The sequence below is a fragment of the Cupriavidus sp. FW305-26 genome, assembly GCF_058787975.1.
This window is the reverse complement of sequence record NZ_JBYTAH010000045.1, coordinates 25,888-49,655: the sequence shown is the minus strand read 5'-3', so window position 1 is coordinate 49,655 and position 23,768 is coordinate 25,888. Positions and strand designations below refer to the sequence as shown.

22 protein-coding genes and 2 pseudogenes are annotated in these 23,768 nt (G+C 61.5%); 8 read left to right on the top strand and 16 right to left on the bottom strand.

What is annotated here, in order from left to right; all coding sequences use genetic code 11:
* Window positions 1-47 precede the first annotated feature (47 nt).
* On the top strand, window positions 48-1,223 hold the full coding sequence (argE, locus tag AC3WQZ_RS22730; RefSeq protein ID WP_439672415.1) for an acetylornithine deacetylase: 1,176 nt from the start codon (window positions 48-50) through the stop codon (window positions 1,221-1,223).
* Between the two features lie 46 nt (window positions 1,224-1,269).
* Here argE and AC3WQZ_RS22725 read toward each other — a convergent pair whose 3' ends face one another.
* The gene (locus AC3WQZ_RS22725; protein ID WP_492301309.1) at window positions 1,270-2,415 is read right to left on the bottom strand and encodes an alpha-hydroxy acid oxidase; all 1,146 of its coding nucleotides are present in this window, start codon (window positions 2,413-2,415) and stop codon (window positions 1,270-1,272) included.
* A 108-nt stretch (window positions 2,416-2,523) separates the two neighbouring features.
* Window positions 2,524-3,777 carry a flavin-containing monooxygenase gene (locus tag AC3WQZ_RS22720; RefSeq protein ID WP_439669669.1) on the bottom strand — a complete coding sequence of 418 codons (1,254 nt, stop codon included), beginning with the start codon at window positions 3,775-3,777 and terminating at the stop codon, window positions 2,524-2,526.
* A gap of 411 nt (window positions 3,778-4,188) precedes the next feature.
* Here AC3WQZ_RS22720 and AC3WQZ_RS22715 point away from each other — a divergent pair, with 411 nt between their 5' ends.
* The 5 genes from AC3WQZ_RS22715 (at window position 4,189) to AC3WQZ_RS22695 (ending at window position 8,564) form a co-directional block, all read left to right on the top strand.
* Complete coding sequence (locus AC3WQZ_RS22715) at window positions 4,189-5,337, top strand: ABC transporter ATP-binding protein (protein ID WP_492293988.1); 1,149 nt, start codon at window positions 4,189-4,191, stop codon at window positions 5,335-5,337.
* Between the two features lie 72 nt (window positions 5,338-5,409).
* On the top strand, window positions 5,410-6,408 hold the full coding sequence (locus tag AC3WQZ_RS22710; RefSeq protein ID WP_492301308.1) for an NAD(P)H-quinone oxidoreductase: 999 nt from the start codon (window positions 5,410-5,412) through the stop codon (window positions 6,406-6,408).
* A 20-nt stretch (window positions 6,409-6,428) separates the two neighbouring features.
* Entirely contained in the window at window positions 6,429-7,049 is a 621-nt protein-coding gene (locus AC3WQZ_RS22705) for a glutathione S-transferase (RefSeq protein ID WP_492301307.1), read from the top strand.
* A gap of 18 nt (window positions 7,050-7,067) precedes the next feature.
* Window positions 7,068-7,529, top strand: coding sequence for a type II 3-dehydroquinate dehydratase (locus AC3WQZ_RS22700; RefSeq protein ID WP_010812539.1), 462 nt, complete (start codon window positions 7,068-7,070; stop codon window positions 7,527-7,529).
* Between the two features lie 78 nt (window positions 7,530-7,607).
* Window positions 7,608-8,564 (top strand): 2-hydroxyacid dehydrogenase, encoded by a 957-nt coding sequence (locus AC3WQZ_RS22695; RefSeq protein WP_492301306.1) that lies wholly within the window; start codon window positions 7,608-7,610, stop codon window positions 8,562-8,564.
* A 203-nt stretch (window positions 8,565-8,767) separates the two neighbouring features.
* Here the strand turns inward: AC3WQZ_RS22695 and AC3WQZ_RS22690 are convergent, their stop codons facing one another.
* The 4 genes and pseudogenes from AC3WQZ_RS22690 to AC3WQZ_RS22675 form a co-directional block, all read right to left on the bottom strand.
* On the bottom strand, window positions 8,768-8,869 hold the full coding sequence (locus AC3WQZ_RS22690) for an amidohydrolase family protein (RefSeq protein WP_492301304.1): 102 nt from the start codon (window positions 8,867-8,869) through the stop codon (window positions 8,768-8,770).
* 84 nt (window positions 8,870-8,953) lie between these two features.
* Window positions 8,954-9,118, bottom strand: coding sequence for a hypothetical protein (locus AC3WQZ_RS22685; protein ID WP_492301303.1), 165 nt, complete (start codon window positions 9,116-9,118; stop codon window positions 8,954-8,956).
* Window positions 9,119-9,526: 408 nt separating this feature from the next.
* Window positions 9,527-9,709, bottom strand: a pseudogene (locus AC3WQZ_RS22680) (transposase); the annotation flags it as partial.
* Window positions 9,701-9,940, bottom strand: a pseudogene (locus AC3WQZ_RS22675) (IS30 family transposase); the annotation flags it as partial. The pseudogenes AC3WQZ_RS22680 and AC3WQZ_RS22675, both read right to left, overlap by 9 nt.
* A 261-nt stretch (window positions 9,941-10,201) precedes the next feature.
* Here AC3WQZ_RS22675 and AC3WQZ_RS22670 point away from each other — a divergent pair.
* Together AC3WQZ_RS22670 and AC3WQZ_RS22665 are read left to right on the top strand one after the other, a co-directional pair.
* On the top strand, window positions 10,202-11,011 hold the full coding sequence (locus AC3WQZ_RS22670; RefSeq protein WP_492301302.1) for a hypothetical protein: 810 nt from the start codon (window positions 10,202-10,204) through the stop codon (window positions 11,009-11,011).
* Window positions 11,012-11,649: 638 nt separating this feature from the next.
* Window positions 11,650-12,402 (top strand): hypothetical protein, encoded by a 753-nt coding sequence (locus AC3WQZ_RS22665; RefSeq protein ID WP_492301301.1) that lies wholly within the window; start codon window positions 11,650-11,652, stop codon window positions 12,400-12,402.
* A gap of 335 nt (window positions 12,403-12,737) precedes the next feature.
* On the opposite strand, the gene AC3WQZ_RS22660 is transcribed toward AC3WQZ_RS22665, so the two are convergent.
* The 10 genes from AC3WQZ_RS22660 to cqsA all read right to left on the bottom strand — a co-directional run bounded on the left by AC3WQZ_RS22660 (window position 12,738) and on the right by cqsA (window position 23,682).
* Window positions 12,738-14,018, bottom strand: coding sequence for an FRG domain-containing protein (locus AC3WQZ_RS22660; protein ID WP_492301300.1), 1,281 nt, complete (start codon window positions 14,016-14,018; stop codon window positions 12,738-12,740).
* 471 nt (window positions 14,019-14,489) lie between these two features.
* Window positions 14,490-14,711, bottom strand: a complete 222-nt coding sequence (locus tag AC3WQZ_RS22655) for a DUF1484 family protein (RefSeq protein WP_041687977.1) — start codon at window positions 14,709-14,711, stop codon at window positions 14,490-14,492.
* Window positions 14,712-15,025: 314 nt separating this feature from the next.
* Window positions 15,026-15,523, bottom strand: coding sequence for a hypothetical protein (locus AC3WQZ_RS22650; RefSeq protein WP_436224108.1), 498 nt, complete (start codon window positions 15,521-15,523; stop codon window positions 15,026-15,028).
* Between the two features lie 232 nt (window positions 15,524-15,755).
* Window positions 15,756-16,346 carry a hypothetical protein gene (locus AC3WQZ_RS22645; RefSeq protein WP_492301298.1) on the bottom strand — a complete coding sequence of 197 codons (591 nt, stop codon included), beginning with the start codon at window positions 16,344-16,346 and terminating at the stop codon, window positions 15,756-15,758.
* 289 nt (window positions 16,347-16,635) lie between these two features.
* Window positions 16,636-18,999: an acetamidase/formamidase family protein gene (locus tag AC3WQZ_RS22640; RefSeq protein ID WP_492301296.1), complete on the bottom strand. Its 2,364-nt coding sequence runs from the start codon at window positions 18,997-18,999 to the stop codon at window positions 16,636-16,638.
* Between the two features lie 97 nt (window positions 19,000-19,096).
* A complete protein-coding gene (locus tag AC3WQZ_RS22635; RefSeq protein WP_010812533.1) occupies window positions 19,097-19,288 on the bottom strand; it encodes a DUF1427 family protein in 192 nt (63 codons plus the stop codon).
* Between the two features lie 32 nt (window positions 19,289-19,320).
* Window positions 19,321-19,530, bottom strand: coding sequence for a XapX domain-containing protein (locus tag AC3WQZ_RS22630; RefSeq protein WP_010812532.1), 210 nt, complete (start codon window positions 19,528-19,530; stop codon window positions 19,321-19,323).
* 32 nt (window positions 19,531-19,562) lie between these two features.
* Entirely contained in the window at window positions 19,563-20,588 is a 1,026-nt protein-coding gene (locus AC3WQZ_RS22625) for an acetamidase/formamidase family protein (protein ID WP_010812531.1), read from the bottom strand.
* 464 nt (window positions 20,589-21,052) lie between these two features.
* Complete coding sequence (locus AC3WQZ_RS22620; RefSeq protein ID WP_010812530.1) at window positions 21,053-22,381, bottom strand: sensor histidine kinase; 1,329 nt, start codon at window positions 22,379-22,381, stop codon at window positions 21,053-21,055.
* Between the two features lie 8 nt (window positions 22,382-22,389).
* Complete coding sequence (gene cqsA, locus AC3WQZ_RS22615) at window positions 22,390-23,682, bottom strand: alpha-hydroxyketone-type quorum-sensing autoinducer synthase (RefSeq protein WP_492301295.1); 1,293 nt, start codon at window positions 23,680-23,682, stop codon at window positions 22,390-22,392.
* Window positions 23,683-23,768 lie beyond the last annotated feature (86 nt).

Here is a 23,768-nt window from a genome sequence, read left to right as displayed (position 1 = left end):
ATCGGTCATGCCGTGTTTTGGCAATGCCCCCTCAAGAAGGGCCAGAGATGGAAAATCAAGCCTCCTCCGCAAGCGTCTCTCTCCTGGAAACGCTCATTTCTTTCGCATCGGTTTCCCTGACGCCAAACATCGCGCTCATCCACAAGGTCCAGGACATCCTGGCGGAAGCCGGCATCGAATCGATGCTCGCGCCCGACCCGCAAGACCCCAGCCGCTCCAATCTGTTTGCGACGGTCGGTCCGGTGGGCGTTCCGGGCGTCCTGCTCTCCGGCCATACCGATGTGGTGCCGGTGGAAGGCCAGCCCTGGACTTCACCCCCGTTTGAGGCAACGCACCGGGATGGCCGCATCTACGGACGCGGCACAGCCGACATGAAAGGCTTCGTGGCCTGCGCCGTCACCGCCATGGTGGCGGCCGCCCGGCAGCCGCTCCGGCGCCCCTTGCAGCTGGCGCTGTCCTTCGATGAGGAAATCGGCTGCGTTGGCGTGCGCCACCTGCTGCGCCGCCTGGAGCACAGCCTCCCCGCACCCTACCTGTGCATTGTCGGCGAGCCGACCCTGATGCGGATCGGCACCGGTCACAAGGGCAAGGCTGCCTACCGGGCGGTCTGCTGCGGCCAGGCCGGCCACTCAGGCCTGGCGCCCAGGTTCTTCAACGCCATCCACATGGCCAGCGACCTCGTCGCATCCCTGCGAGACGTGCAGCGTGAACTGGCGCAAAGCGGCCCGCGCGAGGAGGGCTACGGCGTGCCCTACAGCACGGTCCACGCCGGCGTCATCCACGGCGGCCGTGCCTTGAACATCGTGCCCAGCGAATGCGAAGTCAGCTTCGAGATTCGCAACGTCTCGGAAGATAAACCCGAGCAGATCCTGAAGCGCGTCCTGGAACGCCTGGCCGAGCGCGTCAAAAAAGAGGCGCTGGATCCTGCGGCGCCGTTGCCAGACATCCAGATGACGAACAGCTATCCCAGCCTGAACACCCGCGAGGATTCGCCTGCTGTCGGCCTGCTCGCCTCGCTGCTCCCCGCGGGCACCCCATGCGCCAGGGTGGACTATGGCAGCGAGGGTGGATTGTTCCAGCAGAGCTGGAATCAAACGCCAGTGCTGATCTGCGGGCCCGGGAGCATTGAAGTCGCACATAAGGCCGACGAGTATGTGGAGCTGGCGCAGATCGAAGCCTGCGACCGCATGCTGGCCGGCCTCGTCGAATTTCTCTGTCGATAAGCCTGGCATCCTGGCCAGCTTTGGCCCGGACGCCTCACGGACGCTGTCAAAATGAAGTCAGCAGGATGCTGCGATCGACCGACTGGATATCCGTCTTGCCGCAAAACGCCATGGAGAGATCGAGCTCGTTCTGAATGATGCTCAAGGCCGCGGTCACGCCTTGCTCGCCGAGGGCGCCCAGGCCATACATCATGGCGCGGCCGATATACGTGCCACGCGCCCCGAGCGCGATGGCCTTGAGCACATCCTGGCCCGAGCGGATGCCGCCATCCATATGGACTTCCACCCGATCCCCGACCGCTTCCACGATGCGCGGCAATGTGGAGATCGATGACGCGGCGCCGTCCAGCTGGCGCCCGCCATGGTTCGACACAATGATGGCATCGGCGCCGCTTGCCAGCGCCAGCCGTGCATCCTCGGGGTCCTGGATGCCCTTGACGATCAGCTTCCCATCCCACCGCTTCTTGATCCATTCAATATCATGCCAGGACAGACGCGGATCGAACTGCTCCTGAGTCCACTCCACCAGCGCCCCGATATTGTCGACGCCCCTGGCATGCCCGACGATATTGCCGAACTGACGGTGTCTGGTACCCAGCATGCCCATGCACCAGCGCGGCTTGCTCGCCATGTTCACAAGGTTGCGCAGGGTCGGCTTGGGCGGCGTGGACAGACCGTTCTTCTTGTCCTTGTGCCGCTGGCCGAAGACCTGCAGGTCCATCGTGACCACCAGCGCCGAACAATTGGCATTCCTGGCACGGTCGATCAGGCTTTCGACAAAGGTCCGGTCGCGCAGCACGTACAGCTGGAACCAGAACGGATGGCGCCCGGTCGCTTCCGCCACCGCCTCGATCGGGCAGATGCTCATGGTGGACAAGGTGAACGGGATGCCGTGCCGCTTCGCCGCGCGCGCGGCCAGGATTTCTCCATCGGCGTGCTGCATGCCGGTCAACCCGGTGGGCGCGATCGCCACCGGCATGCTGACCGGCTGGCCCACCATGGTGCTGGTGGTGCTGCGCTCGGTAATGTCCACCGCCACCCGCTGGCGGAATTCGATACGCTGAAAATCCGCCTCGTTGGCACGGTAGGTATATTCGGTCCACGAACCGCCGTCGACATAGTCATAGAACATGCGCGGCACGCGCTTTTTCGCCAGGCTGCGCAGGTCTTCAATGCACGTCATCTCGGCCATGGGGACTCCCTTGAAAAAAACAAAAAGCTGCCGGATCGCCCGATCCGGCAGCTCGTGCGTGCAACCTCGTTACCAATGACAGGTCACCGTGCAGCCTCAGGAACAGGCTCAAGACCGCTCATACGTCATATATCCGTTCTGGAGCACGATATGGTCAGCGATGTATTTCGCATCGTGCCAGACGCCATAGATGAAGGACGACGCCCGGTTGACCAGATTCGGCAGGCCCAGGAAATAGATGCCGCTTTCCGCGGAGATGCCGCGCTTGTGGAACGGATCGCCCTTCTCGTCGAAGGCATTCTTCACGTTCAGCCAGTTGAAATCAAACTTGAAACCGGTCGCCCAGAGGATCGTGGTGATGCCGGCTTCAGCCAGGTCGAGGTTGAGGATCGGGTGCTTGAGGCACTCCGGGTCCGGCAGCAGCTCCCAGGCGTCAGGTTCCGGCGGAAACGGCAGGCCATTCTCTTCGATATAGGCATCCGCTTCGCGCAGCACGTCGAAGTAGGCGCGGTCGCCTTCGGCGATGTTCTCGGGCAGGCCTGGCTCGAATGTCATGACGCCATCCTTGTAGGATTGGGTCAGGCCGACCAGGTTGATGCCCGCGTGCGCCAGGCGCCGGAAATCGACGGTCTTGCCGCCTTCATAGCCGCTCACGGCGAAAGCGACGTGCGCCTTCTTGGGCCGGATCCTCACTTCATCCCACAGGCCGAGGGCGCCCAGCCACCAGCAGTAGTCACGGCCACGGTACGCGCGCGGCGGGCGGTAATGCTCGCCGACCGAGAGATAAACCGTCTTGCCGGCCTGGCGCAGCTCTTCGGCAATCTGTGAGCCGGAAGCGCCCGCGCCCACCACGAGCACCCCGCCTTCCGCCAACTGGCCCGGATTCTTGTAGGCCGAGGAGTGCAGCTGCCGGATTTTTTCGCTCTCAGGCACGATCTTCGGATAGGCTGGCTTCTGGAACGGGCCGGTTGCGGCAACCACGTTGTCTGCCTCGATGATGCCGTCGGAAGTCGTCACCCTGAATCCGGGACGCCCTTGATGCCGTTCCACCTGCCTGACTTCCACGCCGGTACGGACCGGCGCCTTCAGCATGGCGGCATAGCTCTCGAAATACTGCGCCATGCGCTCTTTCGACGGAAAGGTCTCCGGCGAGATGCCCTCGAATTTCATCCCGGGAAAACGGTCATGCCAGGCCGGTCCATTCGCGACCAGAGAATCCCAACGTTCCGAGCGCCAGCGTTCTGCGATTCGGCTGCGTTCCAGCACGACATGCTGCACACCCATGTGCGCGAGATGCTCGCTCATCGCGATGCCCGCCTGGCCAGCACCGACCACCACGGTGTTGATTTTTTCCACTGACATTTGAATTTCCTAAGAATGATCGCCCCGGTCAGTCGCCCCGGCACGGAAGCTTCGACGGCAAGGCGTACTGGCGCCCTGGAGACATCGCTCATCGACGTTGGCCAGTTTGATGAAGCCGACCTCGTTTGAAAATCACGTTTTTCAAACTCAGCACTTAGGAAAAAGTAAAGCGCGGGCCGAAGGGCTCGGCACTGCCCCCCGCACCCGCGCACCACAAGGCGTTCCCGGCCATCGCATCCGCGCCGCCTGCGCCTGAAAACGGGCATTTCGTTTTTTCCGAGGGACCGCATCAGTTTCGGCAAAGTCCCGATACTGGCTGTTTGACTTATCCTGCTTGCCAGAACCAGCTCGGCCTCGATGTCATTGGGCCCAAGCCTGGAGCACGGCATACTCCTCAATCTCTGTACACCTATGAACGTAGCCAACTCCGAGCCTGCCGCACAGCAACCCCACGCACAGCCCGATACCGCAGTCAGCCTGGAACGGGTGGTCAAGAAGTATCACGACCACACCGTGCTGCACGAGCTCTCGCTGAAGATACGACGCGGGGAATTCCTCACCCTGCTGGGCCCGTCCGGCTGCGGCAAGACGACGCTCCTCAACCTCATCGCCGGCTTTGCGGAAGCCGACACCGGCGAGATTTTCATCGATGGCCAGCCGGTGACCTGCGAGCCGCCGCACAAGCGGCAGATCGGCATCGTCTTCCAGAACTACGCGCTCTTTCCCCACATGACCGTCGAGCGCAATATCGGCTATGGCCTGCGCATGCGGGGCGTGGGCAAGGACGAAATCGCACAGCGCGTGAAGCAGGTGATGGACCTGGTGAAGCTGGACGGCCTCGGGCACCGCAAGCCGCGCGAACTCTCGGGCGGCCAGCAGCAGCGCGTGGCGCTGGCGCGGGCGCTGGTGATCCAGCCCAAGGTACTGCTGCTGGACGAGCCCTTCTCGGCCCTGGACAAGAACCTGCGCGGCTCCATGCAGGTAGAGATCCGGGAAATCCAGCGCCGCTTGCGCCTGACCACAGTATTCGTCACCCACGACCAGGGCGAGGCGCTGGCCATGTCCGACCGGATCGCGGTGATGTCGAACGGCACCATTCGGCAGATCGCATCGCCGGCCGATCTGTATCAGAACCCGCAAGACCCGTTCGTGGCGTCCTTCCTGGGCGACGTGAACATACTGCCGGCGCATTATCACGGCCAGACGGCAACGGATGTGCAACTGCGCCTGGGCTCGGGGCTCATCAGCTTCCCGCATGCCCGCCTGGCCGACGCATCGCACGACGGGGAAAGGCTGGACGTGTACGTGCGCCCGGAGCACATCAAGCTTGAGCATCTGCATGCCGAATCGGTGTTGAGTGGCACGGTGATCAATCACGTCTACCAGGGCGATCACATCAATACGTTCATCGACGTGGACATTCCGATGACGGCCCGTCAGGTCGTCACGGTGCGCAGTGCAGGCCTGGGCGCCATGCAGCAATGGCCCATCGGCTCGGTCGCGGGACTTGCGCTGCCCGATGAGGGCGTCAGCATTTTCAGTCCGCAGAAGCGGACGTAAGAACAGATGCTAGCTCGCATCGCGAAGGCATGACACAACGCGTCAGACAACGCCGCCTGAGAGAACACACACATGACCAGTCTTCCCCGCTCCATGCAAGCCATCATCGCCCGTGAACCCGGCGACGCCGGTGTGCTAACGCTGGCCGAGCGCCCCATGCCCGAGCCCGGTGCTGGCGAAGTCCTGCTGCGCGTGCTTGCCGCCGGCGTCAACCGGCCCGACATCATGCAGCGTCAAGGTATCGCGAAGCCCGCGCCCGGAATCACCGACGTGCTCGGCCTGGAAGTCTGCGGCGAAGTGGTCGCCTGCGGTCCCGGTGTGGACAGTCAGCTGATGGGTCAGCGGCTGATGAGCCTGGTACCCGGCGGCGGCTATGCGCCGTGGTGTACGGCGCCGATCGATCAGTCCTTCATCGTTCCCGGCACGCTTTCCGATGTTGAGGCGGCCGCCTTGCCCGAGGGGCTGTTCACCGTGTGGCACAACCTGTTCGAGCTGGGCCGCCTGACCATGGGTGAAACCGTCCTGATCCACGGCGCAGCCGGCGGTATCGGCACGCTCGCGATCCGGATGGCGCATGCCGCCGGCGCAACCGTCATCGCCACGGACAACGACGAAAGCCGTTTTCCGGAACTGCGCGCCATGGGCGCCGATGCGACGATCTGCTGGCCTACCACCGATTTCACCAAGGCCTGCCTGGAGTACACCGATGGGCGCGGGGTCGACGTGGTCATCGACATCGTCGGCGGCGACTATGTCCGCCGCAATCTTGCCGCCATGGCCTTCGGCGGCCGCCATGTCAGCCTGTCCTTCATGCAAGGCTCGGCGGTCAATGTCGAACTGCTGACGCTGATGCAGCGCCAGGTGAGCCTGCACTCGTCCACCATGCGCCCCCAGAGCCATTACGAAAAGACCCGGATGGCCCAGAGCCTTGCCCGCCATGTCATCCCGCTGCTGAAAAACGGACGGGTCAAGCCGCGCATCCACGCCACCTTCCCGCTCGCGGAGGCGGTCGCGTCCCACCAGATGCTGGAAAGCGGCAAGGTCTTCGGCAAGCTGGTCCTGATCCCCTAGAGCCTGTCATCCAATCAAGCATGCTGAAACTTCTTTTCGCTCCGACCTCGCCATTCGTGCGCAAGGTCATGGTCTGCGCACACCTGACGGGGCAGGCCGGATCCATCGAGCTGTTGGACAGCGCCGCCCATCCGGTGCGGCGCGACCCGCGCATCGCGGCCCACAACCCCCTCGCCAAAGTCCCGACGCTGCTCCTCGAAAATGGCCAGGCCGTCTATGACAGCCGGGTGATTTGCGAGTACCTGGCCAGCCGGGCAGACGCCGCGGACATCTTTCCCGCCTCCGGCCCCGCGCGGTGGACGGCCCTGACCCGCCAGGCGCTCGGCGATGGCCTGCTCGACGCCGCGCTGCTCGCGCGCTACGAACGGACCGCGCGCCCCGAGGAAGTCCAGTGGCCCACGTGGCGCGAAGCGCTGCTGACGAAAGTCAGCGCCTGCCTCGAGTCAATCGACGCCATCGCACCGGACCTGGTGGAAGAACAGCCCACCATCGGTGAAATCACCATTGGCTGCGCGCTGGGATATCTGGACTTCCGCTTTCCCGAACTCGATTGGCGCGCCCGATACGGCAACGCGGCACGCTGGAATGAGGCTTTCCAAAGCCTGCCCGCCATGCTGGCCACGCGCCCCCACGAAGGTTGAGATAACAGAGGTCAGAACATGAGCGAGAAGATCACCATCTGGTTCCTGAACGGCCCCAACGCCAATCTTTATGGCCTGGACGCCAACAAGACCTACGGCAGCGACAGCTTTCCGGTGCTTCAGTCACGATGCGAGCAAAAGGCCGCGTCGCTGAATGCCGACCTGCGCTTTTTGCAGTCGAACTACGAGGGACAGCTGGTCGACTGGATCCAGGAAGCGCGCGGCGTGGCGGACGGCATCATCATCAATGCGGCCGGCCTGACCTACTCGTCGATTCCGATCCTCGATGCCTTGCTGTCTTTCCCCGGCAAGATCATCGAAACCCATATGAGCAACATCTGGAAGCGCGAGCCGTTCCGCCACCACTCCTACATCTCAAAGGTGGCGGATGGCGTGATCGCCGGGCTGGGCGGCGACGGCTACGAATTCGCCATCGAGGCCGTCACGCGGCTGGTGCAGAAGGGCAGAGCAGCGGTCTGATTTCCATGCGCACCCGGAACGGCAGCAGGATGTACTCTCGCTGCCGTCCTTGCCATTATTCTCAAGGCAGTTGCCAAGATGCCAATTTCTGAAGACACCCCCTCGGGCGCGCTGGCTTTCTACAGCGCCTTCGACGATTTCGACACGTGGAAGCGCGCGCTCCAGGCCCAGCTCCCGAACCTGAAAGTCATTCACTCCAGCGAAATCACCCGGCCAGCCGACATTCACTACGCGCTCGCCTGGAAACCGCCGGAGAATTTCTTTGCCGAAATGACGAACCTGCGCCTGATCGTCAATCTGGGAGCGGGGGTTGATTCACTGGTCCAGCGGCAGGATCTTCCCCAAGGCATTCCCATCACGCGGCTCACGGACCCGCAGATGGCGCGCATGATGGCGGGATACGTGCTGTTCTCCGTGCTGCGGCACGCCCGGGACATCCCGTACTTCGAGCAGGCGCAGCGGCGGGGTGAGTGGGCCTACCGTCATCCCCGTTCTCCGGAAGACATCCGCGTGGCGGTTCTGGGGCTCGGTCAACTGGGCGCAAAAGCGGCCCACGAACTGCAGCGCCAGGGGCTCAAGGTGATCGGCTGGTCGCGCAGCCCGGCGCAGATCGAAGGCGTGGAATGCTTTGCCGGACTGGAAACGCTCGACACCGTGCTCGGACAGGCGGACATCGTCGTCGTGATGCTGCCGCTCACGCCGCAGACAGCTGGCATCCTGGATCGCGCGCGACTCCAGCGGCTGCCGCGAGGCGCGGCCTTCATCAACGTTGCGCGGGGCGCACTGGTCGATCAGGCGGCGCTTACGGACCTGCTCCAAAGCGGCCACATCGGCGGGGCAACCCTGGACGTTTTCGAGCGCGAACCTTTGCCTGCCGGGGATCCGCTGTGGAGCATGCCCAATGTACTGATCACACCCCACCTGGCTTCGGTGGCGATTCCGTCGTCTGCGGCGAGGCAGATTGCGGAGAATATTGTTCGGGTTTCTGCCGGCGAATCGCCGGAGAACATCATTGATCCAGCACGCGGATATTGAGGTATAGGCTACGTCCGGTGCAATGCGCCGGACGCGTGGAAGGGATGAGAGACGCGATCAAAATGGAGCGAAGCGGTTCTGGCTAAGCGGCGAAGCAGGGAACTCGGATCGCGAGCCGAATTGTTCCAATGCGGCATGCCGCTGTGCCAGGGTGGCCGCAGACAGTAAAGGTAGTACGGCAAGGCCACGCAACGATGCCAGAATCACAGGTCGACGGAGAACGCCTCCGCGGCACCGGTCGCCAGGAAATGGCTGTGCGCGTCGACGAAGCCGGGAATCAGGGTTTTTCCTTTGAGATCGACCACCCTTGTGCCCGGCCCGGCCCGGCCCGGCCAGTGCCTTGATGCCCCTCCTGTGTCCTACCGCCTGGATGCGGCCGTTGCGTACGGCTACCGCTTGGTGCGGTTGTTGGCGTCCACCGTCAGTACCTTGCCGTTGAGATAAATCGCGTCTGCGTTCGCGGCCACATTCTCCACGGCTGCGCAGATCGACGTCCCTGCGAGCCTGCCCGCGGCAAGTGTCAGTGTCCGGGCGCAACTGATGGATCGCATCATTGTTGTTGCTCTCATATTCCGGGGTCTCATCCCTTATATTTGTGCTTGTCCTTGGTTCCGCCTGCGGTGCCCTCCCGGGAAGCAGGGGGGGCAGGCTAGCCTAGCTTAAGAGCAGGAAGCGCTGATAGATCCAGAAGACGATTCTATGGTGGCACGGTTCTCAATTTGCTCGATGCGACGGATGCTTCCGAGGCCACGACCAGACGTGCGACGTACGTCTTCAGAAGGGGAGGCAGAAGGCAATTGGCTCTGTGCGATTGACAATTCATACGGGACTGACCTTCTTGGGGTGGAATTGCTGTCGATGACCTGAATCGAAAGACGACCATCTGGCGGCTGATCGTCGGTTGCTGGCTAGCAGATGACCTCTGTCAGTCGCGAGCCGGTCGTCGCTTTTCGACTGCGGATTCAACCGGTCGATGCAACGGTTTGATGGAAGCGTTCAGCCGGGGTATCGAAGTTTAGAGTCTTGCGCGGACGTTCATTGAGCCGCCTCGCTACGGCTTTGAGCTTGGCTTGCGAATAGACCGAGAGATCGGTTCCCTTTGGGAAGTATTGTCTCAAGAGACCATTCGTGTTCTCGGAGTGGCCGGCGACTACCGCGCGCGAAATCTCCTCTCGTTCGGCAAGCGTCAACGCCAATCGGGAGCGGTGGCGCTGTACGGGCTGGATACCACCGGTCTCCGCCAGGATCCTCTGAATCGAAGAGTGACTCCGATCGAACAATTGTGCGATCTGATGGAGCGTTTCACCTTTGCGCCACCGTTCCCACATCAACGCCTTCTGGCTTTCCGTATAGTAGATCCGCCGTCTTTGTTTCATTTGCAACACTCCCGCTGCTTACGCAGTCTTCAGTGTGTTGCATCGATCGGTTGAATCCGCAACCCAAAGCAGACCTTTGCAGATTCCAAGACCGGTCTTCGCGTTTGTTGATTTGCTGAAGAGGGGCCTATCAGAGATTGGAACAGGGCCGTCGCGTAGAAACATCCGCCGCAAGAAGTGCGAAGAGTCAAGTGTAGAATGTCTTACATTAGATGCCGCGTGTCGGTTAAGCGGACCTGTTCTCCACTGAGCCATAGACATATGAAGATGCGACGCCGCCGGACGAGTTCAAATAAGTCTGTCATCGGGAGTCAACCGGTTATTACGCTCTATCGTCAGCGCATCCCAAAAGAGAAGTTCGACTCGTTGTCAGAGGTGGATCGCTATTGTTTCCTCTTACTTGGCCATGTACACGACGAGATTTCATGGCTCCAGCGGATGGCGTTGATTGCTTCCCAGTCTGGCCTTAGCGACGACGCAGCGCAGCAGTCCGGGGACATGATGCAGATGACTTTCCTGGCAAGGCTTTTATTGGGGAAATTATTCGAATTCAAGCGCGTACTGTCCACCGACAGCTCTCCGCTCCCCCAATTCATAGCGTCCAGTTTCGATCCTGAGGATGAAAAAGTAGGCCGATCAAGAGTGGACGAGATCCTTGCCTATTACAGGAAGGAAAAATGGATTAGAGTGGCTCGCAACAAGCACTTCCTCCACTATCCCGACTTTACCGACGTCATAGACACAATCAAAGATCCTGAGATCGACTGGCAGGTGGATATCTATCATGGGAAAAAATCTGCAAACACACTGTTTCCCACATCGGATGTAATGGCGAACTATGCCTGGTTTAGGCTTGCCAATCCAAAATCGCCTATGGAAGGCTTCACGGAAGCGCTCGATACCATTCGTGAACTTGCAAAACTTACACTGGGAACGCTGGAATATACGCTAGCTAACTTCGTTGATCGGAGGCTATTAGACCTGAGTGACAACGAGGAAATAAAACTGACAGTCCGAGATAATCTAAAGGACTTACGTTTGAGTTACTTCATCTGCGTTGGCAACGCATAGGGCCGCTTGAGTTGAGAAGGCCGGGTCCGCTAATGGCAGAATGGAAAGTAACCAAAGTAAAGCCGCTAGCCCGTTTAAATGTCCGATCGGAAGTAGGCGGTCTTCGGGATCGCAAGAATCGGCCGTTCAGCAGGTCAGTCTATTGGCCCGCGCCATAAAAAATCCACGATCGAACGACGCCTTGCCTGCAACCAATCGATACGCTTCAGCGCTCACCTTAGCGATCCTGGCGATCGAGGAAGCAGGGTAGATTCCAATCCTGCGACGGATTCACGTCGGCGAGACTCAAGTCGGCAGTGGTATATGCTTGCGCATCTTTTCATGTGCAACAATTGAGCATGGTTACTAAGCTATCACCCAGGCTGGCAAAGAAAATAGAACGGAGCGGGATGCTACGGGTCGTCCGACGTGTCCTATTCACTGGCATCAATCAGTCGACGAATGCTGGCTCATTCGACTTTACTCACTTCTATCAGTTTGGTTCCGGAGTTGTACTTATAAACTGCGGCACGGTCTATGTACTTACGCCAAGCCACGTCGTCCGAAACGCAACGAAGAACCGATACGACAACGATTCCCCATTTTGGGTTACGGCTAGTCACAGGCAGCCGACGGATCTTCAAGACTTCCTAATGCCCATGCGCTACTTCGACTGCTCGCCCGAGGGTGAACTGCCGTTGGACGTGGGCCTGCTCGAGATGAATCCGGTGATTTTTGGGCTTAGCGATTACCTGAACTGGAATCAGGAGGAACTATTTGTACAAGACCCGCTTGCCGCGCATGGCGCCACGGCCGTAGTGGCAGGCTATCCTGAAGAGATGAACGCCTATGACTTTCTCGACACTGAGGATGGAGTTCAGCAGGTGGCGAGGGTTAAGCAAGAACAATTTCGCGGCATCATCACGGCCGATGAGCACAGCCTGTGGTTCGAGAATCCCAGCCACACGCCGGGCTACGCGTATGCAGGGCTCAGCGGGGGTATAGTGGTGTGCGCTATTGATGAAAAGCTCATGTATCTTGGGATTGCAATCAGTAACGGGGGCGACGGAGCGCGGTTTAAGGTACAGTCCTTCGCGGAAATTCGAGCCAACTTAGGGAAGTTTTCCAGCCTCGCCTGGGAGGTTCTGGATGAAGCTTACTTCCTTTCCAGCATGACGCACGAGAGAATGAACTACGGCAGCTTTAGTCGTGCGTTCAAAATGGGAGAGGACCTCGTACCTAATCGGACCAACGAATATCTGGAGCAGCTTGAAAGGAGCAGGAACCACGGTAAGAAAGGCCATTGGAAAATTGACCTGGATCTAGCCCTTCGCGAGATGCAAATGAGACTTCGGGATGAATTCATTTGCGTCATCAAGAAGGTCGAGCAGCGCAGGAAGTTGGGAATCTGATTGCCTAGAAGACAGTGTCTGCGCAGCACCTATTGCTACGTAAACAAGGAAGCTGGTTCGCGGGAAGGGATGGGTAGCCGCGGCGGCGGATGGAAGCACGGGCATTCAATGAATGCTGTAAAGAGAGACGGAATGCGTAAACGCGCTTACCCCGACACATCGCTACGTGGGGCGATTGCCTAGGATGGCAGCTTTGATGGGGTCGATGGCTTCGACTCGTCCGATTTAGGTGTCCTTATTGGACCCAATACGGGCGCCATGGTGAGCTTGCGCGAGTAGAAGGGCGATTGCCGGTCAACGCCGACGCTCGGGTGTGTGCGCCAACCGGCAATCCTCTACCGGAACGCATACTTCTGCGCGATATACTTTGCGGAGTTTTCGATGTAGGGGAAAACGGTGCTCTCGTTAATGTTGAGCTGATCCAGTTGCGCGAGCACCTCAATCTTTGCGGTAACCTCGATTCGCTGGACTTCAATGTCGGGAGTGCCCGCCTCGTCCAGAATGGCGTCTTGCCCAAAAAGGAGAAACGCTCCCGATTGAAATGCGATTCGGTCGTTGGTGTGCTTGCCCTTGACGCAAATCACGCGTCGAAGGTCCTTTGGATCAATCTGCGGCTCGAAGAACGGCTTTTCCTCTTTCACGAAATGCAGAAGACGTTTGACCGAAAGTTGTTCATTGAACTGGTCGATGTTATCGATGCCGAAATTAATACTTTCCTTGTCGACCTTGGGAAGTCGCGCCAGGTTAGCCAAACAGCTTGCAGTATCCGAATCAAAATATTTGATCTGCTTGCTGTCCATGGCGAACACAATCACCTCGCCGGAATCCTCGGGATTACTCTTGCAGGCGAAGTAAAGCGCGATGAGGGGATTAGACGTGATGTCCAGCAGGCGTGTAGGCAATGAGTAGTGCTGCATGCGTACGAGGCGGTCGAGTGTGTAGATGTCGCCCTCAAAGTCGCCGGAATTCGAGACTAGGAGCTCCCGGTACATACGGTCTTCGGCATCGGTATACCTCGGGTTGCCCTTGTCGTCTTTCCGAAACAGTGATGGCTCTAGTCGATACCGGGTTCGGTGCGAGTGTCCGCGATAGAACGTTTCCTTATTGCCGTGGCGCAGGCCTAGAACCGTTTCGACAAACTGTGCAACTGATGCCACTGACAACGGTGCGGCCGGAGTTGGTGGCAGCCCTCCCTCCGGCGCGGGAGTCGCCCGCTCCCCCAACCCCACGCGGCGCAAGGCGCCAAGTAGATCCTCGTCCTTGATGGCCCAGTGCGTCCGATGCATCTCCCAAGAGCGGATGTCCAGCAGGGGGTGAATTGGCTCTATCTGTGCGAACGAGATCGGCCCAGTCACGCGGTCGATCTCAAACTCGATGAGCAACTGGCTCTCCCGGACGCGAACCGACAAAAGTTTTCCCAAAAAGAATGGGCTGTCCGTTCCTTCGTACGTGAAGAGGCAGGGAAATTTGAGAAGTGCCTGAAGCTGCGGGCTCTGCAGGTCCCGAAACCGCGCCGCAACCTCGTCGCTGGTGTATTCGAGGAAGCGACTGCGAGGCAGCTCGTAAAATGTTCGATCCCAAGCGCCATCCAGGGCGGTGACCAACAGATTGTACATAGCTTCTAGGACCCGAGAATGGCGCGCTGATCTCGTGCGCCGAGGAAATCTGCATAGCTGTATTGGAACTGCAGTACCGGCGTCAAGACGGTCGGCGGCTTCAGGGCAGAGCAAGCCCGATAACGCTTGGCAGCGGCTGTCGTTACGCAATGACAATAATACCTTGAAAGCGATTGCCAAAACGCTACCAGATGGCTCGTTGTTCAGGTGCACGAACTCGCACTCTTCTCGGCGCAAAGTAGGAGCCGCCATGCTGGCGTAGGGACTCAATGGTCAGGGGGGCTGTTCGCAGTGGGCGAAACTTCGACCTCAGGAAGCTATCACTTGCTACCGACCGCTCTTGTCCGACATGTGTCATGCCACCTGCAGGCCAGCCAGCCTCGTACTGTCCCCCAAAAAAATAACCGCAGCCGAAGCTGCGGTTATCCCATCCCGCCGGAGCAACACCCCCGGCCACATCAGCATCCCCACTCACTCCACCGGACAAATCTCCCCCGCCGTCCGGTCAAACTTCGCCTTAATCATCGCCACCAGACACCGGATACCAAAGCAAGCATCCGAACATTCGCTTTCCACTTCCAACAGCACTAGTACCCTGTCCAATCCAGCGCTGATGCAATTCAGCGATTCGCGACAATCTTCCGGATTGGCGATCAAGACGGTTTGTTGTTTCGATGCGGTTTGCTCTTCCATTGCGAGCTCCTATCAAAGTTGGAAGACCCGCCTGATGGATGAAAATGAAGGGTGGCGGGCCAGACAGCGGGGGTACCAAACCGGTCGTCAACGGAGTAATCCGGCCAGCCTTGCGGCTGCCCCGCCCGGCCCGCCATAAACTGAGGAGACGTGGACGCGCGAACTTGGCCGCATGACACGGCCGTCCGTAACACGATCCGGGTTGGTACGCCCGATCACCGTTGTCTCGGTGATGGCTCCAGTGTTCCCATCTCTGTCGTCTGTGGCGATCAGACGATTCGCAATCTTCCGGCGCTTCGCTGTCAGGCAGTTGCCTAGCGAATCCTGTCGAACCCACCAGCAGCCCAACGCTCTGCGCTGTCCCGCGTCAGCCGAAAGTCGGGCCGCACCTTCACAGTCGCCAGCACATCGCCGAAGGAATCCTCAGCCGTGAGCGTGCCAAAGGGCTCGAATTCATCCGGCGTAATGACGAGCTTCACAATCACAGTGCCGGATTCAGACTCGATACTGACCTGCTTGTTGAGCTGCGCATGCAATTGCTGCTCATGCCGCCGGATAACCTCTGAAGCCGTCTTGACCAGCGTCTGGTGCGCAGTGGCATCCAGCGGCTTGGGATCGACCTTGTTTCGCCCCATGGTCCAGGGACCGACCAGCGCGGGCTCGGCGCTGCCGTCGCGGATCATTTCGACTGCCCAGCCGTCGCCGTCCTCGTTCTTGATGACGCGGGCGGTCCAGCCCTTGTCGCGCCAGAGGCGGGGCTCGTGGATGGCGGTGGATTCGTGCTCGGGAAGGGCGTCGTCGGTGTGATGCATCAATCTCGTCGTACGGGTCGGGGAACCCGCGAGGATACTATAGGGGCCGACAGGCAGCATTCGGCCGCGCGTGTTGGCGCCTGGCAGGTTGCTGAAAGGCCGGCAGGCGGCGGGGTTGCTCCCTTCTTAAATGAGTTCCTTCATCAAGCGCTCGACGGTCATCGGTCGATTGGAATTCAGGAGCAATGCTCGCTTTGCGGACGCACCTTCAGGAACATGCCGGAAGGTCATGCTATCCCTGATCCTTCTCAGACAGCGCGCTTTCCAGTAGCTCACGTGCCTCCCTTCCATGAAGCCAAATGCAACGCTTCCATTCTTCGGTGGCTCCGTGCCTTCCTAAATATGCCTCGCGCTCTTCGGCGGTTAAGGATTCCCAGAATGGAGACCAATAGTTATCCCACCAATATTCAATGTCGCCTTGCAGGAATCCCAGCTTAAGCGGTTCGCTAATCTCCGGGAAGGCGACCCACGGAGGCGGTGGACTTGAGTCGGCTACTACTATGCGATCGAATACGGAAGTATCGTTGGTCATCATTGATACTATTGATCCAGAAAACTCATTACTGAACGCAATGGAGGTGAAAAAATCTCCAGCCTCATTGCCGCTGCGTCTTATATACAAGTGCTCATCAATTTTATCGAATCCGTTTTTAATGCCTTCGATAAACTCATGTACCTTATTCGACTCCAGTTGAAAGTGAGCGTAAAAAGCATTTATGCGCGCTCCGGGTAATAAGCTGGAAATCTCAGGGTACTTAGAAGGCCGCTTTTCAGTCGCTGCTATTTGCACCATATCTAGCGGGCGAACAAATAAACTTTGCAAATTCTTCCAGCGAGCGGCCGAAGCGTGCTCGGAGGGCTCGATTCCGCTTCTCGGCGATACGCCTGTGAGTCAACATGTCGCGCAATTTCTTGAGCACTTATCTCACTCCATTTGATCGACCACCCAGTCCGCGCCCCAATAACCTAGGCTTCCGCCGATGATGCCATGGCTAGCGCCGCGCCGGCAGTAGCCGGGGCGCTTGCGCTGTCGATCACGGGACAGCCCAGCAGGGTGCCGCTCGCGGCCAGCGTCGGAGACGCATATAGGTCTTGCGCCGAGCGACAGCCTGCTAGTTCCGGCTGAACATCGACTTCCTGATAATCGCATGCACACCCCAGTTGCCATTCACCACCTGCGTGATACCAAAATCCACCGCAACAGAGATCAGCGCGACCGCCTCGTCCTCACTCAGCCCCTTGACCGACATGAGGAAGCGGCGTGTCTTGCGGAAGGCGTCGCGCATGGCGTCGTCCAGGGTGGACTTCAGGTAGATGTGGCTCTGCGCCATCTGGCCCAGTTCAGCCAGGTGGTTGGGTGAGCTGAAGCCATGCAGGATCCATTCGTCGGCGGTTTCCACCAGCGGGTAGCTCAGGTCGGCGAAGGGAGCGTCGCGATCGATCATGGTGCTCTTGTGCAGGATGAGCTGGAAGTCACCGGTCAGCGAGCATTCGATGGCCGTGCCGCACAGCTCGGAGTCTCCCTGCGAGGCATGGGGATCGCCAATCGACAGCAGGGCGCCCGGCACGGCTACCCTGAGGTAGACGCTGGCGCCCCGGGTGACGCGCCAGTTGTCCAGGTTGCCGGCGAAGCTTGAGGGCGGGATGGAGTCGATGAGGCCGTCCTGCGCCGGCGCCACGGCGATGACGCCGAAGTGGGGGCGGACCGGTATCTCGATATCGCGCAGCACGTCGTGGTTCTTGACGATGGTGTCGTGGTCGACCGGCACGCCGGGATAGTCGATGGTCGGGTGCAGCACGCCGAACGGATCGCGCTGCGGCGTCCAGCGGAAGTTGTAGACCGCGCGCGCACGGCTGTCGGCGCGTTCGCAATCGATCTCGAAGACGGTGACCACTTCGCGCTCGCGCGGCTCGGTCAGCATGTCGCGGTAATGAAAGCCCCACCAGGTCGCGGCGTTGCTGCCGAAGGCCCTGCCGGCAAAGCGCGGGTTGCAGCACGGGCGCGGGCGCACGTCCAGGATGCGCACCTCCAGCACATCGCCGGGCATGGCGCCGCGCACCGCGACCGGGCCGGTGCAGATATGCACGCCAAAGCCTTCGCCGGCGCCGCGGCCGTAGACCGACGCATCGATGGGGCCCGCGCCGCGCCGGTTGACGTTCTTCTGCTCCGCGGTCCAGTGAAAGACGCTTTCGGCGCCGGCGTCGCCGTCGATCATGCGTTCCCGGTCGTCAGAGGCGTGCTGCGTCAGGGTTTCGATGGTGACGGTGTCGCCGGGCATGACCTCAAGCACGGGCGGCAGGTCGTGGCTGAGATAGCCCCAGTGCACGGTCTTGTCCGTGGCCTGCAGCCAGTGGTGCCGGCCTTCCGGGCGGGCGGCGTGCGAGCGCGCCTGGGTGATGGGGACGATGGTGGGCGCCGCTTGCAGGCGCGCAGCAGGGCCATCGTTCGCGGGCGCGCCATGGCTAGCGGGAGCCCGCTTCGCATTGGCCGGAAGCCCGCGGGAGACATTCTGCGGTGGGCGATGCTCGGGCGTGTTCGCGGTCTGCTCACGGTAGGCGCGGGGCGAGATCCCGAACTGTTCGCGAAACGCGTGGCTGAAGTGCGAAGGGTCGTTGAAGCCCCAGCGATAGCAGATGTCGGAGACCGAGAGCTTGTCGTACTGGTGGTTCGCCAGGTCGGCCCGGCATCGCTCGAGCCGGCTGGTGCGCAGGTAGGCGGAAAAGCTGCTGCCGGATTTCTCGAAGAGCTTCTGCAGGTAGCGGGCCGACATGCGCTCGTCCGCGGCAATGGCGGCGAGGCTGAGTTCCGGCTCGGCAAGGCGTGCGTCGATGCGGCTGCAGACGCGCGCAAAGACGGCCGCGCGCGAGGGCGTCATGTCCGGCGGTGCGCTGGGCTGGCTGTCGGCCAGCGCGGCGTCAAGGCAGGCGGTGATGGTGTTGTCGAAGGGCTGGATGGCCTTGGCGTTTGCGGACACGATGGTGTCGAAGCTGGCCGCCATGGACTGGAGCAGGCGGGCAAACAGTTCCGCGGCGTCGCCGCTCAGCACCAGCGCGGAGCGAGGCAAAGGGGCCGTGATGCGTGCGCTCAGCAATGCCTGGCCGATATGCACGATCAGCATGCGGAAGCTGGTGGCCAGGGCCAGCCTGCGGGCGGCGTGTTCCGGCACGCAGACCACCTGCCCCGGCCGCAGCGGTTCACGCAGTTCCGGCGCAGCGAGGTGCGCTTCGCCTTCGGTCAGCATCAGCAGCATCAGGCCGCGGCCGTCGCCGCTGGTGATGGCCAGCGTCTGGGGGACCGATGCAATGCAGGTCAGCTCGATGCCCGCGGGGGTGGTCCGCGACTCGATTGTGCCGTGCAGGGTGTGATCGGCGCACAGGCTTTCGCAATGCAGGCGTGCGGCGCGGAGTTCGTCACGCCAGGCTGCGCCGCGCCGGTTGTGTGGATAGGCTTCGGTGGAAAAACGCAAAAGGTGCAATTGAACCTCCCTGGCATCACGCTGCAACAGCGAAAACGGGCGGACATTGCTGTCCGCCGCGCATCCAAAGCATTTCCTGCGAAGGCCAGGCCCTCCGCTAGCCGAACAGCAACTGCCCCCGCATCGCGGCCACCAGTACGAATCCCGCAAACGTGCCAAAGATGGCGAAGATCCCGCCGAGCACGTTCGGGGCCGGTATCGGCGCACGTACCGCAGTGTAGATAACGCCAGTCACCAAGCCAACGGCTGCGGCCTGCAGCTCGGTGCTGCCCAATGCAATTTCCACCATGTCATTCCCCAATCTCATGAGTTGCGCGTGATTCAGCGGCTTTCCGGCGGCCGCCCGAAGGCGATGGTCCTGCGCCATGCGTGCACGATCAGATAGCCGATGTAGGTGAAGAGGATGGCGCAGATCCCGCCGGTGACGTTTGGCGCGGGGATCGGCAGGTTCAGCCAGGAATACAGCGTGCCGGTGACCAGGCCGACAATCAGTGCAACCAGCTCGTTGCGTCCTATGTAGACGTATTGCATGTGGCGCTCTCCCTTTGTATTGAGTCGACGGCTCAGCCCTTGTCCTTGGGCGGGAAGATCGAGCGCGGCATGGTGCAATGGATGCCCTGGGTGCCATCGACGACCTGCGTCACGCCGAAGTCGGCCGAGACGCTCATGAGCGAATAGGCATCGTCGCGCGAGAGTCCCTGTTGCTCGGTCAGCAGGTGGATCATGTCGCGGGCCGCGTTCTTGCCGGCTTCGTCCAGGTCCTCGTGGAAGCCATGGACGACCCAGCAATCCGGCGTTTCCAGCAGCGGCGACGGAAAGTGGAAGTCCTTGCGCAGGACCACCTGGAACAGGACGTTCAATGAGGCCTCGATGGCGGTGCCGCTGATCTCGCCGTCGCCTTGCGAGATATGCGGGTCGCCGATCGAGAACAGCGCGCCGTCGACCTGGACCGGGTAGTACATGGTGGCGCCCGCGCCGATGCGCCAGTTGTCGATATTGCCGCCATGCAGGCCGGGCTCGACGGTGGTGACGCGGCCGCGCGCGTCGGGGGCGACGCCAGCGGTGCCCAGGTGCGGGCGCACGGGAACGCGCACACCGGCCAGCGCGGGCTGCCGGCAGCATTCCCGCTCATCCACGAGCTTGCCGGGGATGGTCATCTTGCCGGGGTAGTCGAAGGCGTACAGGGCATGCGCGGTGTTGGAGCGCTGGTCCAGCTCATAGATGGTGACCCGCTCCTTCTCGAACTCTTTGTACAGCTGGCCCCAGTGCGCCGCGGCATTCGCCCCGAAACGGAAGCGCGGAATCATCTGCAGGTAGCGCACCTCCAGCACGTCGCCGGGCTTGGCGTCTTCGACATAGATAGGGCCGGTCATGATGTGCACGCCGGGGTTGCGGTCGTCGTGGGGAATCGCCCGGAAGATCTCGCGAATGGCGTCGTCCATCATCAGGTCGGGGGCATCGCCGGCATGGTGGGTCACCGCTTCGGCGCGGATGAGGTCGCCGCTTTTCACGGTCAGGGCGGGCGCCTTGGCGGCATCGAAGTAGCCCCAGTGGACGGTCTCGGGGCGGGCGGGCAGGTCGTGCAGCATGTTGTCTCCTATGTTTTCTTGCAGCCGTGTCCGCAGCCGTTCACCCGGTGAGCGGCTGGATTCGATGAGGTAATCAGGGACACTGGCTATGCGTGGCAGGCGGGGTATGCCTGGTACCGCGCGGCAGTCCTGCAGGCGCCGCGCGGTGAGTCAATACTAGGGACAGGGCGTTGCGGGGCAGTAGGGCGATTCACCCCAAACTCTTGTGTTGCTGCGTACTAAGGTAAACCCGCTGCACGATGCCGGGTCGCGGCGGGCTGTTAATTCCTGGTTGACATCGTGTCAACGATCTATGGAATTGTCGACAACGCCTTGACAGTGCGGAAGCCCGGCAGAGCCAGGGGCTGATGCTGAGGATGGCAGGGGCCCTGGGCATGGATGCCGCGCAGGTTGCGGGGCTGAAGGCCGCCGGGGGTGGTGTAAGTCGCTGTGCGGCGCCGGCGCAATGCCAGCGCCTGCTATTGCTATTGCGATGGCGCCTCGGGCCATTTCCCCTTGCGGGGAAAGCGCATATCGAACTCGGTGAACACGTGCTCCTCGGAGCGGCAGCTGATGCTTGCCCCCCAACTGTTCAGCACCTTCTGGCAAAACGCCAGTCCGATGCCGGTGCCGCGATGTGCCGGGTAAGAGAAGAAGGGCTGGAACATCCGGGCCAGCACTTGCGGCGGCACGCCAGTGGCGGTGTCGCGGAACACCACATGGACGGCGTCGGGCCGGACCTCGCAGCGGATATGGATGGTGCCCTTGCCGGCCCGCTTGGTCGCTTCCAGCGCGTTCTTCAGCAAGTTGGTCGTGACCAGCCCGAACAACTGGGCGTTGCCCATCACGTAGGCGGGGCCAGGCAGGTCGACGGTGACCAGATCCAGGTCGCTGTGCTCGAACGGAAACCGGCCGACAGCGTCGCGGATCACACCGCCCAGTTCGAACAGCTCCTGCGTGGCGTTGTCCGGGTTCTTGGAGTTGGCGACCAGCAGTTCAATGCTGTTGCTGATATGGGCCAGGTCTGATTCCATCCGGGCCACGGCCTGCATCAGGCCGTCGCGCTGCGGCGTGTCCTGGTCCAGGGCTGCCGGCAGCCGCGCCTTGAGGCCCCTGGCAGTCATGGCCAGGCTGGTCAGCGGCGTGCGCAGTTCGTGCGCGACGGTGGCCAGCGCGGCGGCCATCCCGCGCCGCTTCTGTTCGGCCAGCAGCTGGCGGTCCATCTTGATCACCACCAGCACCGCGATGACAAAGCCGATCACCGGCAGCTGCAGCAGTACCGGCTCCCACGGGATTCCGCCCATGGAGTTGCCCGCCAGCACGAACAGCGCAATGGCTGCCGCGGCCCCTGAGAACAAGGCAATGGTCGCGAACGCGGTGTTGAAGTGATACAGGATCACCACCGCGATGATGACCGATTCGGCCCACACCATGGAGCCGCCATTCTCCAGGTAGAAGAAGATAAAGGCGAACGGCAGGCCTATGGTAATGGCAAAGAGTGCATAGGGCGGCAGCCAGCGCCGGTCCGAGAAGGCGGAGGCGAACAGCAGCGGCACGAACAGCGCGGTGCAGACCAGGCGCAGCCAGAGGTTTTCATAGGGCTGCGGGAAGATGTAGGACCAGATCACGTAGTACAGCGGGTGTCCGATCACGCCCAGCGCCCCCACCATCTGGATCCGGCGCAGCCGGATGACGCTCTCCTCGTCCAGCAGGGTGGCCCGCGCGGCGGTCTCGAACACGGTCTGCCACGCATCGCGGGCGACGCCGGCAAGTGAGGTGCGGCCGTCTTCCGCTTGCGCTACCTTTGCATCCATCTCCAGGACTACTCCTCGCGGGAGCCTGCCAGCGGCCCGCTTGTGGGATTTTGAGACTTGCGCCGGGCCCGGCGCGTCGAGGACCATTCATCCAGCCGGACTTCGTCGCGGATGCTGGCGAGCACGCCGACCAGGCGGTCGATTTCATTGGCGGCAAGTTTCGCATGCAGCGTAAGTCGCATCAATGCCCGATTCTTGGGTGTTGCCGGCGCACAGAATACCGCGCCGAAGATCCCGCGGCTCTGCAGCGCATCGCGCAGCACCTTGACTTGCGGCTCGGTTCCCGCCTCCAGGCCGATGATCTGCTCGGAGCCTTCGCTGATGTTGTAGCCCAGTTCGGCAATCGCGGCCCGGGTGTCGCGAGTGATGGCATGCAGGCGCGCACGGCGCTCATCCGCCGTGGCGACGAAATCCGTCACGGCATCGAACCACGCAACCTCATGGCGCAGCAGCCCGGAACTGAAAATGGCCGGCCGGGACTCAACCGCGAAGAAGTCCTTGAAGTCGGTCGAACAGGCAACATAGCCGGCGCGGCCGGCAAACGCCTTGGCCAGCGAGGCCGTGCGGAAGTGTACGCGCTCGGACAGCCCGAGCGCGCGCACCAGGCCGCCGCCAGACGGCCCATGGGTGCCGAGCGAGTGCGACTCGTCCACCACCAGCACGCAGCCCGATGCCTCCGCCAGGTCGACATAGTCCTCCAGCGGCGCCACGCTGCCGGTGGTGCTGTAGACCGAGTCCACCATGATCACGCCCGGGCCGAAGCGCTCAAGCTGGCGGCGCACGTGCTCGCAATCGTTGTGGCGCACCGGCACGGCCTGCGCGCCCGCGGCGATGATGCCCTCCCACAGGGAGGCATGCCCGTTCATGTCGATATAGACCGGAATGCCGGGGCCGGCAATGCACTGCACCAGGCCGACGTTGGCGGCCCAGCCGGACTGGGCGATCAGCCCGTCCTCGGCCTGCATCAGGTCTGCGATCTTGCGCTCGACGCGCCGCTGCGGGGTGTCGCCGTGCTGGAACACGGACGACATCAGCAACTCCGGCTCTTCATTGAGGAAGGCCCGCGCCTGCGCCTGTACCAGAGAGGTCTCGCCGAGCAGGCAGAGATAGTCGTTGCTGCTCAGGTGCAGTGCATCGGGCCCGGGAGTGCGTCCGTGAAGCAGATGATCGCCGCCCCAGAGCTTGCCCATCCGCTCGTCGAAATGTTGTGCCATCCGCGCCGTGATCCATGGCGGCAGAGTGGGGGCTTTGGCGCGAGAGGCGTGGCGCATCGAGTGCGGAGGCTCGGCTTCGGAGAACATCGGCTTTCCTTCTACAGGTCGGGTAATCAGTGAGATCGGTGGCAAGGCTCTGCATGGCGGTTGCGGCAAAAAGCTGCCGTCCGCGC

Bases quoted from the DNA above. Each gene is read 5' to 3' on its own strand.
- AC3WQZ_RS22695 (WP_492301306.1), top strand. From the start codon at position 7,608: ATGCCAATTTCTGAAGACACCCCCTCGGGCGCGCTGGCTTTCTACAGC.
- AC3WQZ_RS22685 (WP_492301303.1), bottom strand. From the start codon at position 9,118: ATGATGCGATCCATCAGTTGCGCCCGGACACTGACACTTGCCGCGGGC.
- AC3WQZ_RS22715 (WP_492293988.1), top strand. From the start codon at position 4,189: ATGAACGTAGCCAACTCCGAGCCTGCCGCACAGCAACCCCACGCACAG.
- AC3WQZ_RS22625 (WP_010812531.1), bottom strand. From the start codon at position 20,588: ATGCTGCACGACCTGCCCGCCCGCCCCGAGACCGTCCACTGGGGCTAC.
- AC3WQZ_RS22700 (WP_010812539.1), top strand. From the start codon at position 7,068: ATGAGCGAGAAGATCACCATCTGGTTCCTGAACGGCCCCAACGCCAAT.
- AC3WQZ_RS22650 (WP_436224108.1), bottom strand. From the start codon at position 15,523: ATGCATCACACCGACGACGCCCTTCCCGAGCACGAATCCACCGCCATC.
- AC3WQZ_RS22725 (WP_492301309.1), bottom strand. From the start codon at position 2,415: ATGGCCGAGATGACGTGCATTGAAGACCTGCGCAGCCTGGCGAAAAAG.
- argE (WP_439672415.1), top strand. From the start codon at position 48: ATGGAAAATCAAGCCTCCTCCGCAAGCGTCTCTCTCCTGGAAACGCTC.
- cqsA (WP_492301295.1), bottom strand. From the start codon at position 23,682: ATGTTCTCCGAAGCCGAGCCTCCGCACTCGATGCGCCACGCCTCTCGC.
- AC3WQZ_RS22635 (WP_010812533.1), bottom strand. From the start codon at position 19,288: ATGGTGGAAATTGCATTGGGCAGCACCGAGCTGCAGGCCGCAGCCGTT.
- AC3WQZ_RS22655 (WP_041687977.1), bottom strand. From the start codon at position 14,711: ATGGAAGAGCAAACCGCATCGAAACAACAAACCGTCTTGATCGCCAAT.
- AC3WQZ_RS22660 (WP_492301300.1), bottom strand. From the start codon at position 14,018: ATGTACAATCTGTTGGTCACCGCCCTGGATGGCGCTTGGGATCGAACA.
- AC3WQZ_RS22630 (WP_010812532.1), bottom strand. From the start codon at position 19,530: ATGCAATACGTCTACATAGGACGCAACGAGCTGGTTGCACTGATTGTC.
- AC3WQZ_RS22705 (WP_492301307.1), top strand. From the start codon at position 6,429: ATGCTGAAACTTCTTTTCGCTCCGACCTCGCCATTCGTGCGCAAGGTC.
- AC3WQZ_RS22720 (WP_439669669.1), bottom strand. From the start codon at position 3,777: ATGTCAGTGGAAAAAATCAACACCGTGGTGGTCGGTGCTGGCCAGGCG.
- AC3WQZ_RS22665 (WP_492301301.1), top strand. From the start codon at position 11,650: ATGCGCTACTTCGACTGCTCGCCCGAGGGTGAACTGCCGTTGGACGTG.
- AC3WQZ_RS22710 (WP_492301308.1), top strand. From the start codon at position 5,410: ATGACCAGTCTTCCCCGCTCCATGCAAGCCATCATCGCCCGTGAACCC.
- AC3WQZ_RS22620 (WP_010812530.1), bottom strand. From the start codon at position 22,381: ATGGATGCAAAGGTAGCGCAAGCGGAAGACGGCCGCACCTCACTTGCC.
- AC3WQZ_RS22670 (WP_492301302.1), top strand. From the start codon at position 10,202: ATGAAGATGCGACGCCGCCGGACGAGTTCAAATAAGTCTGTCATCGGG.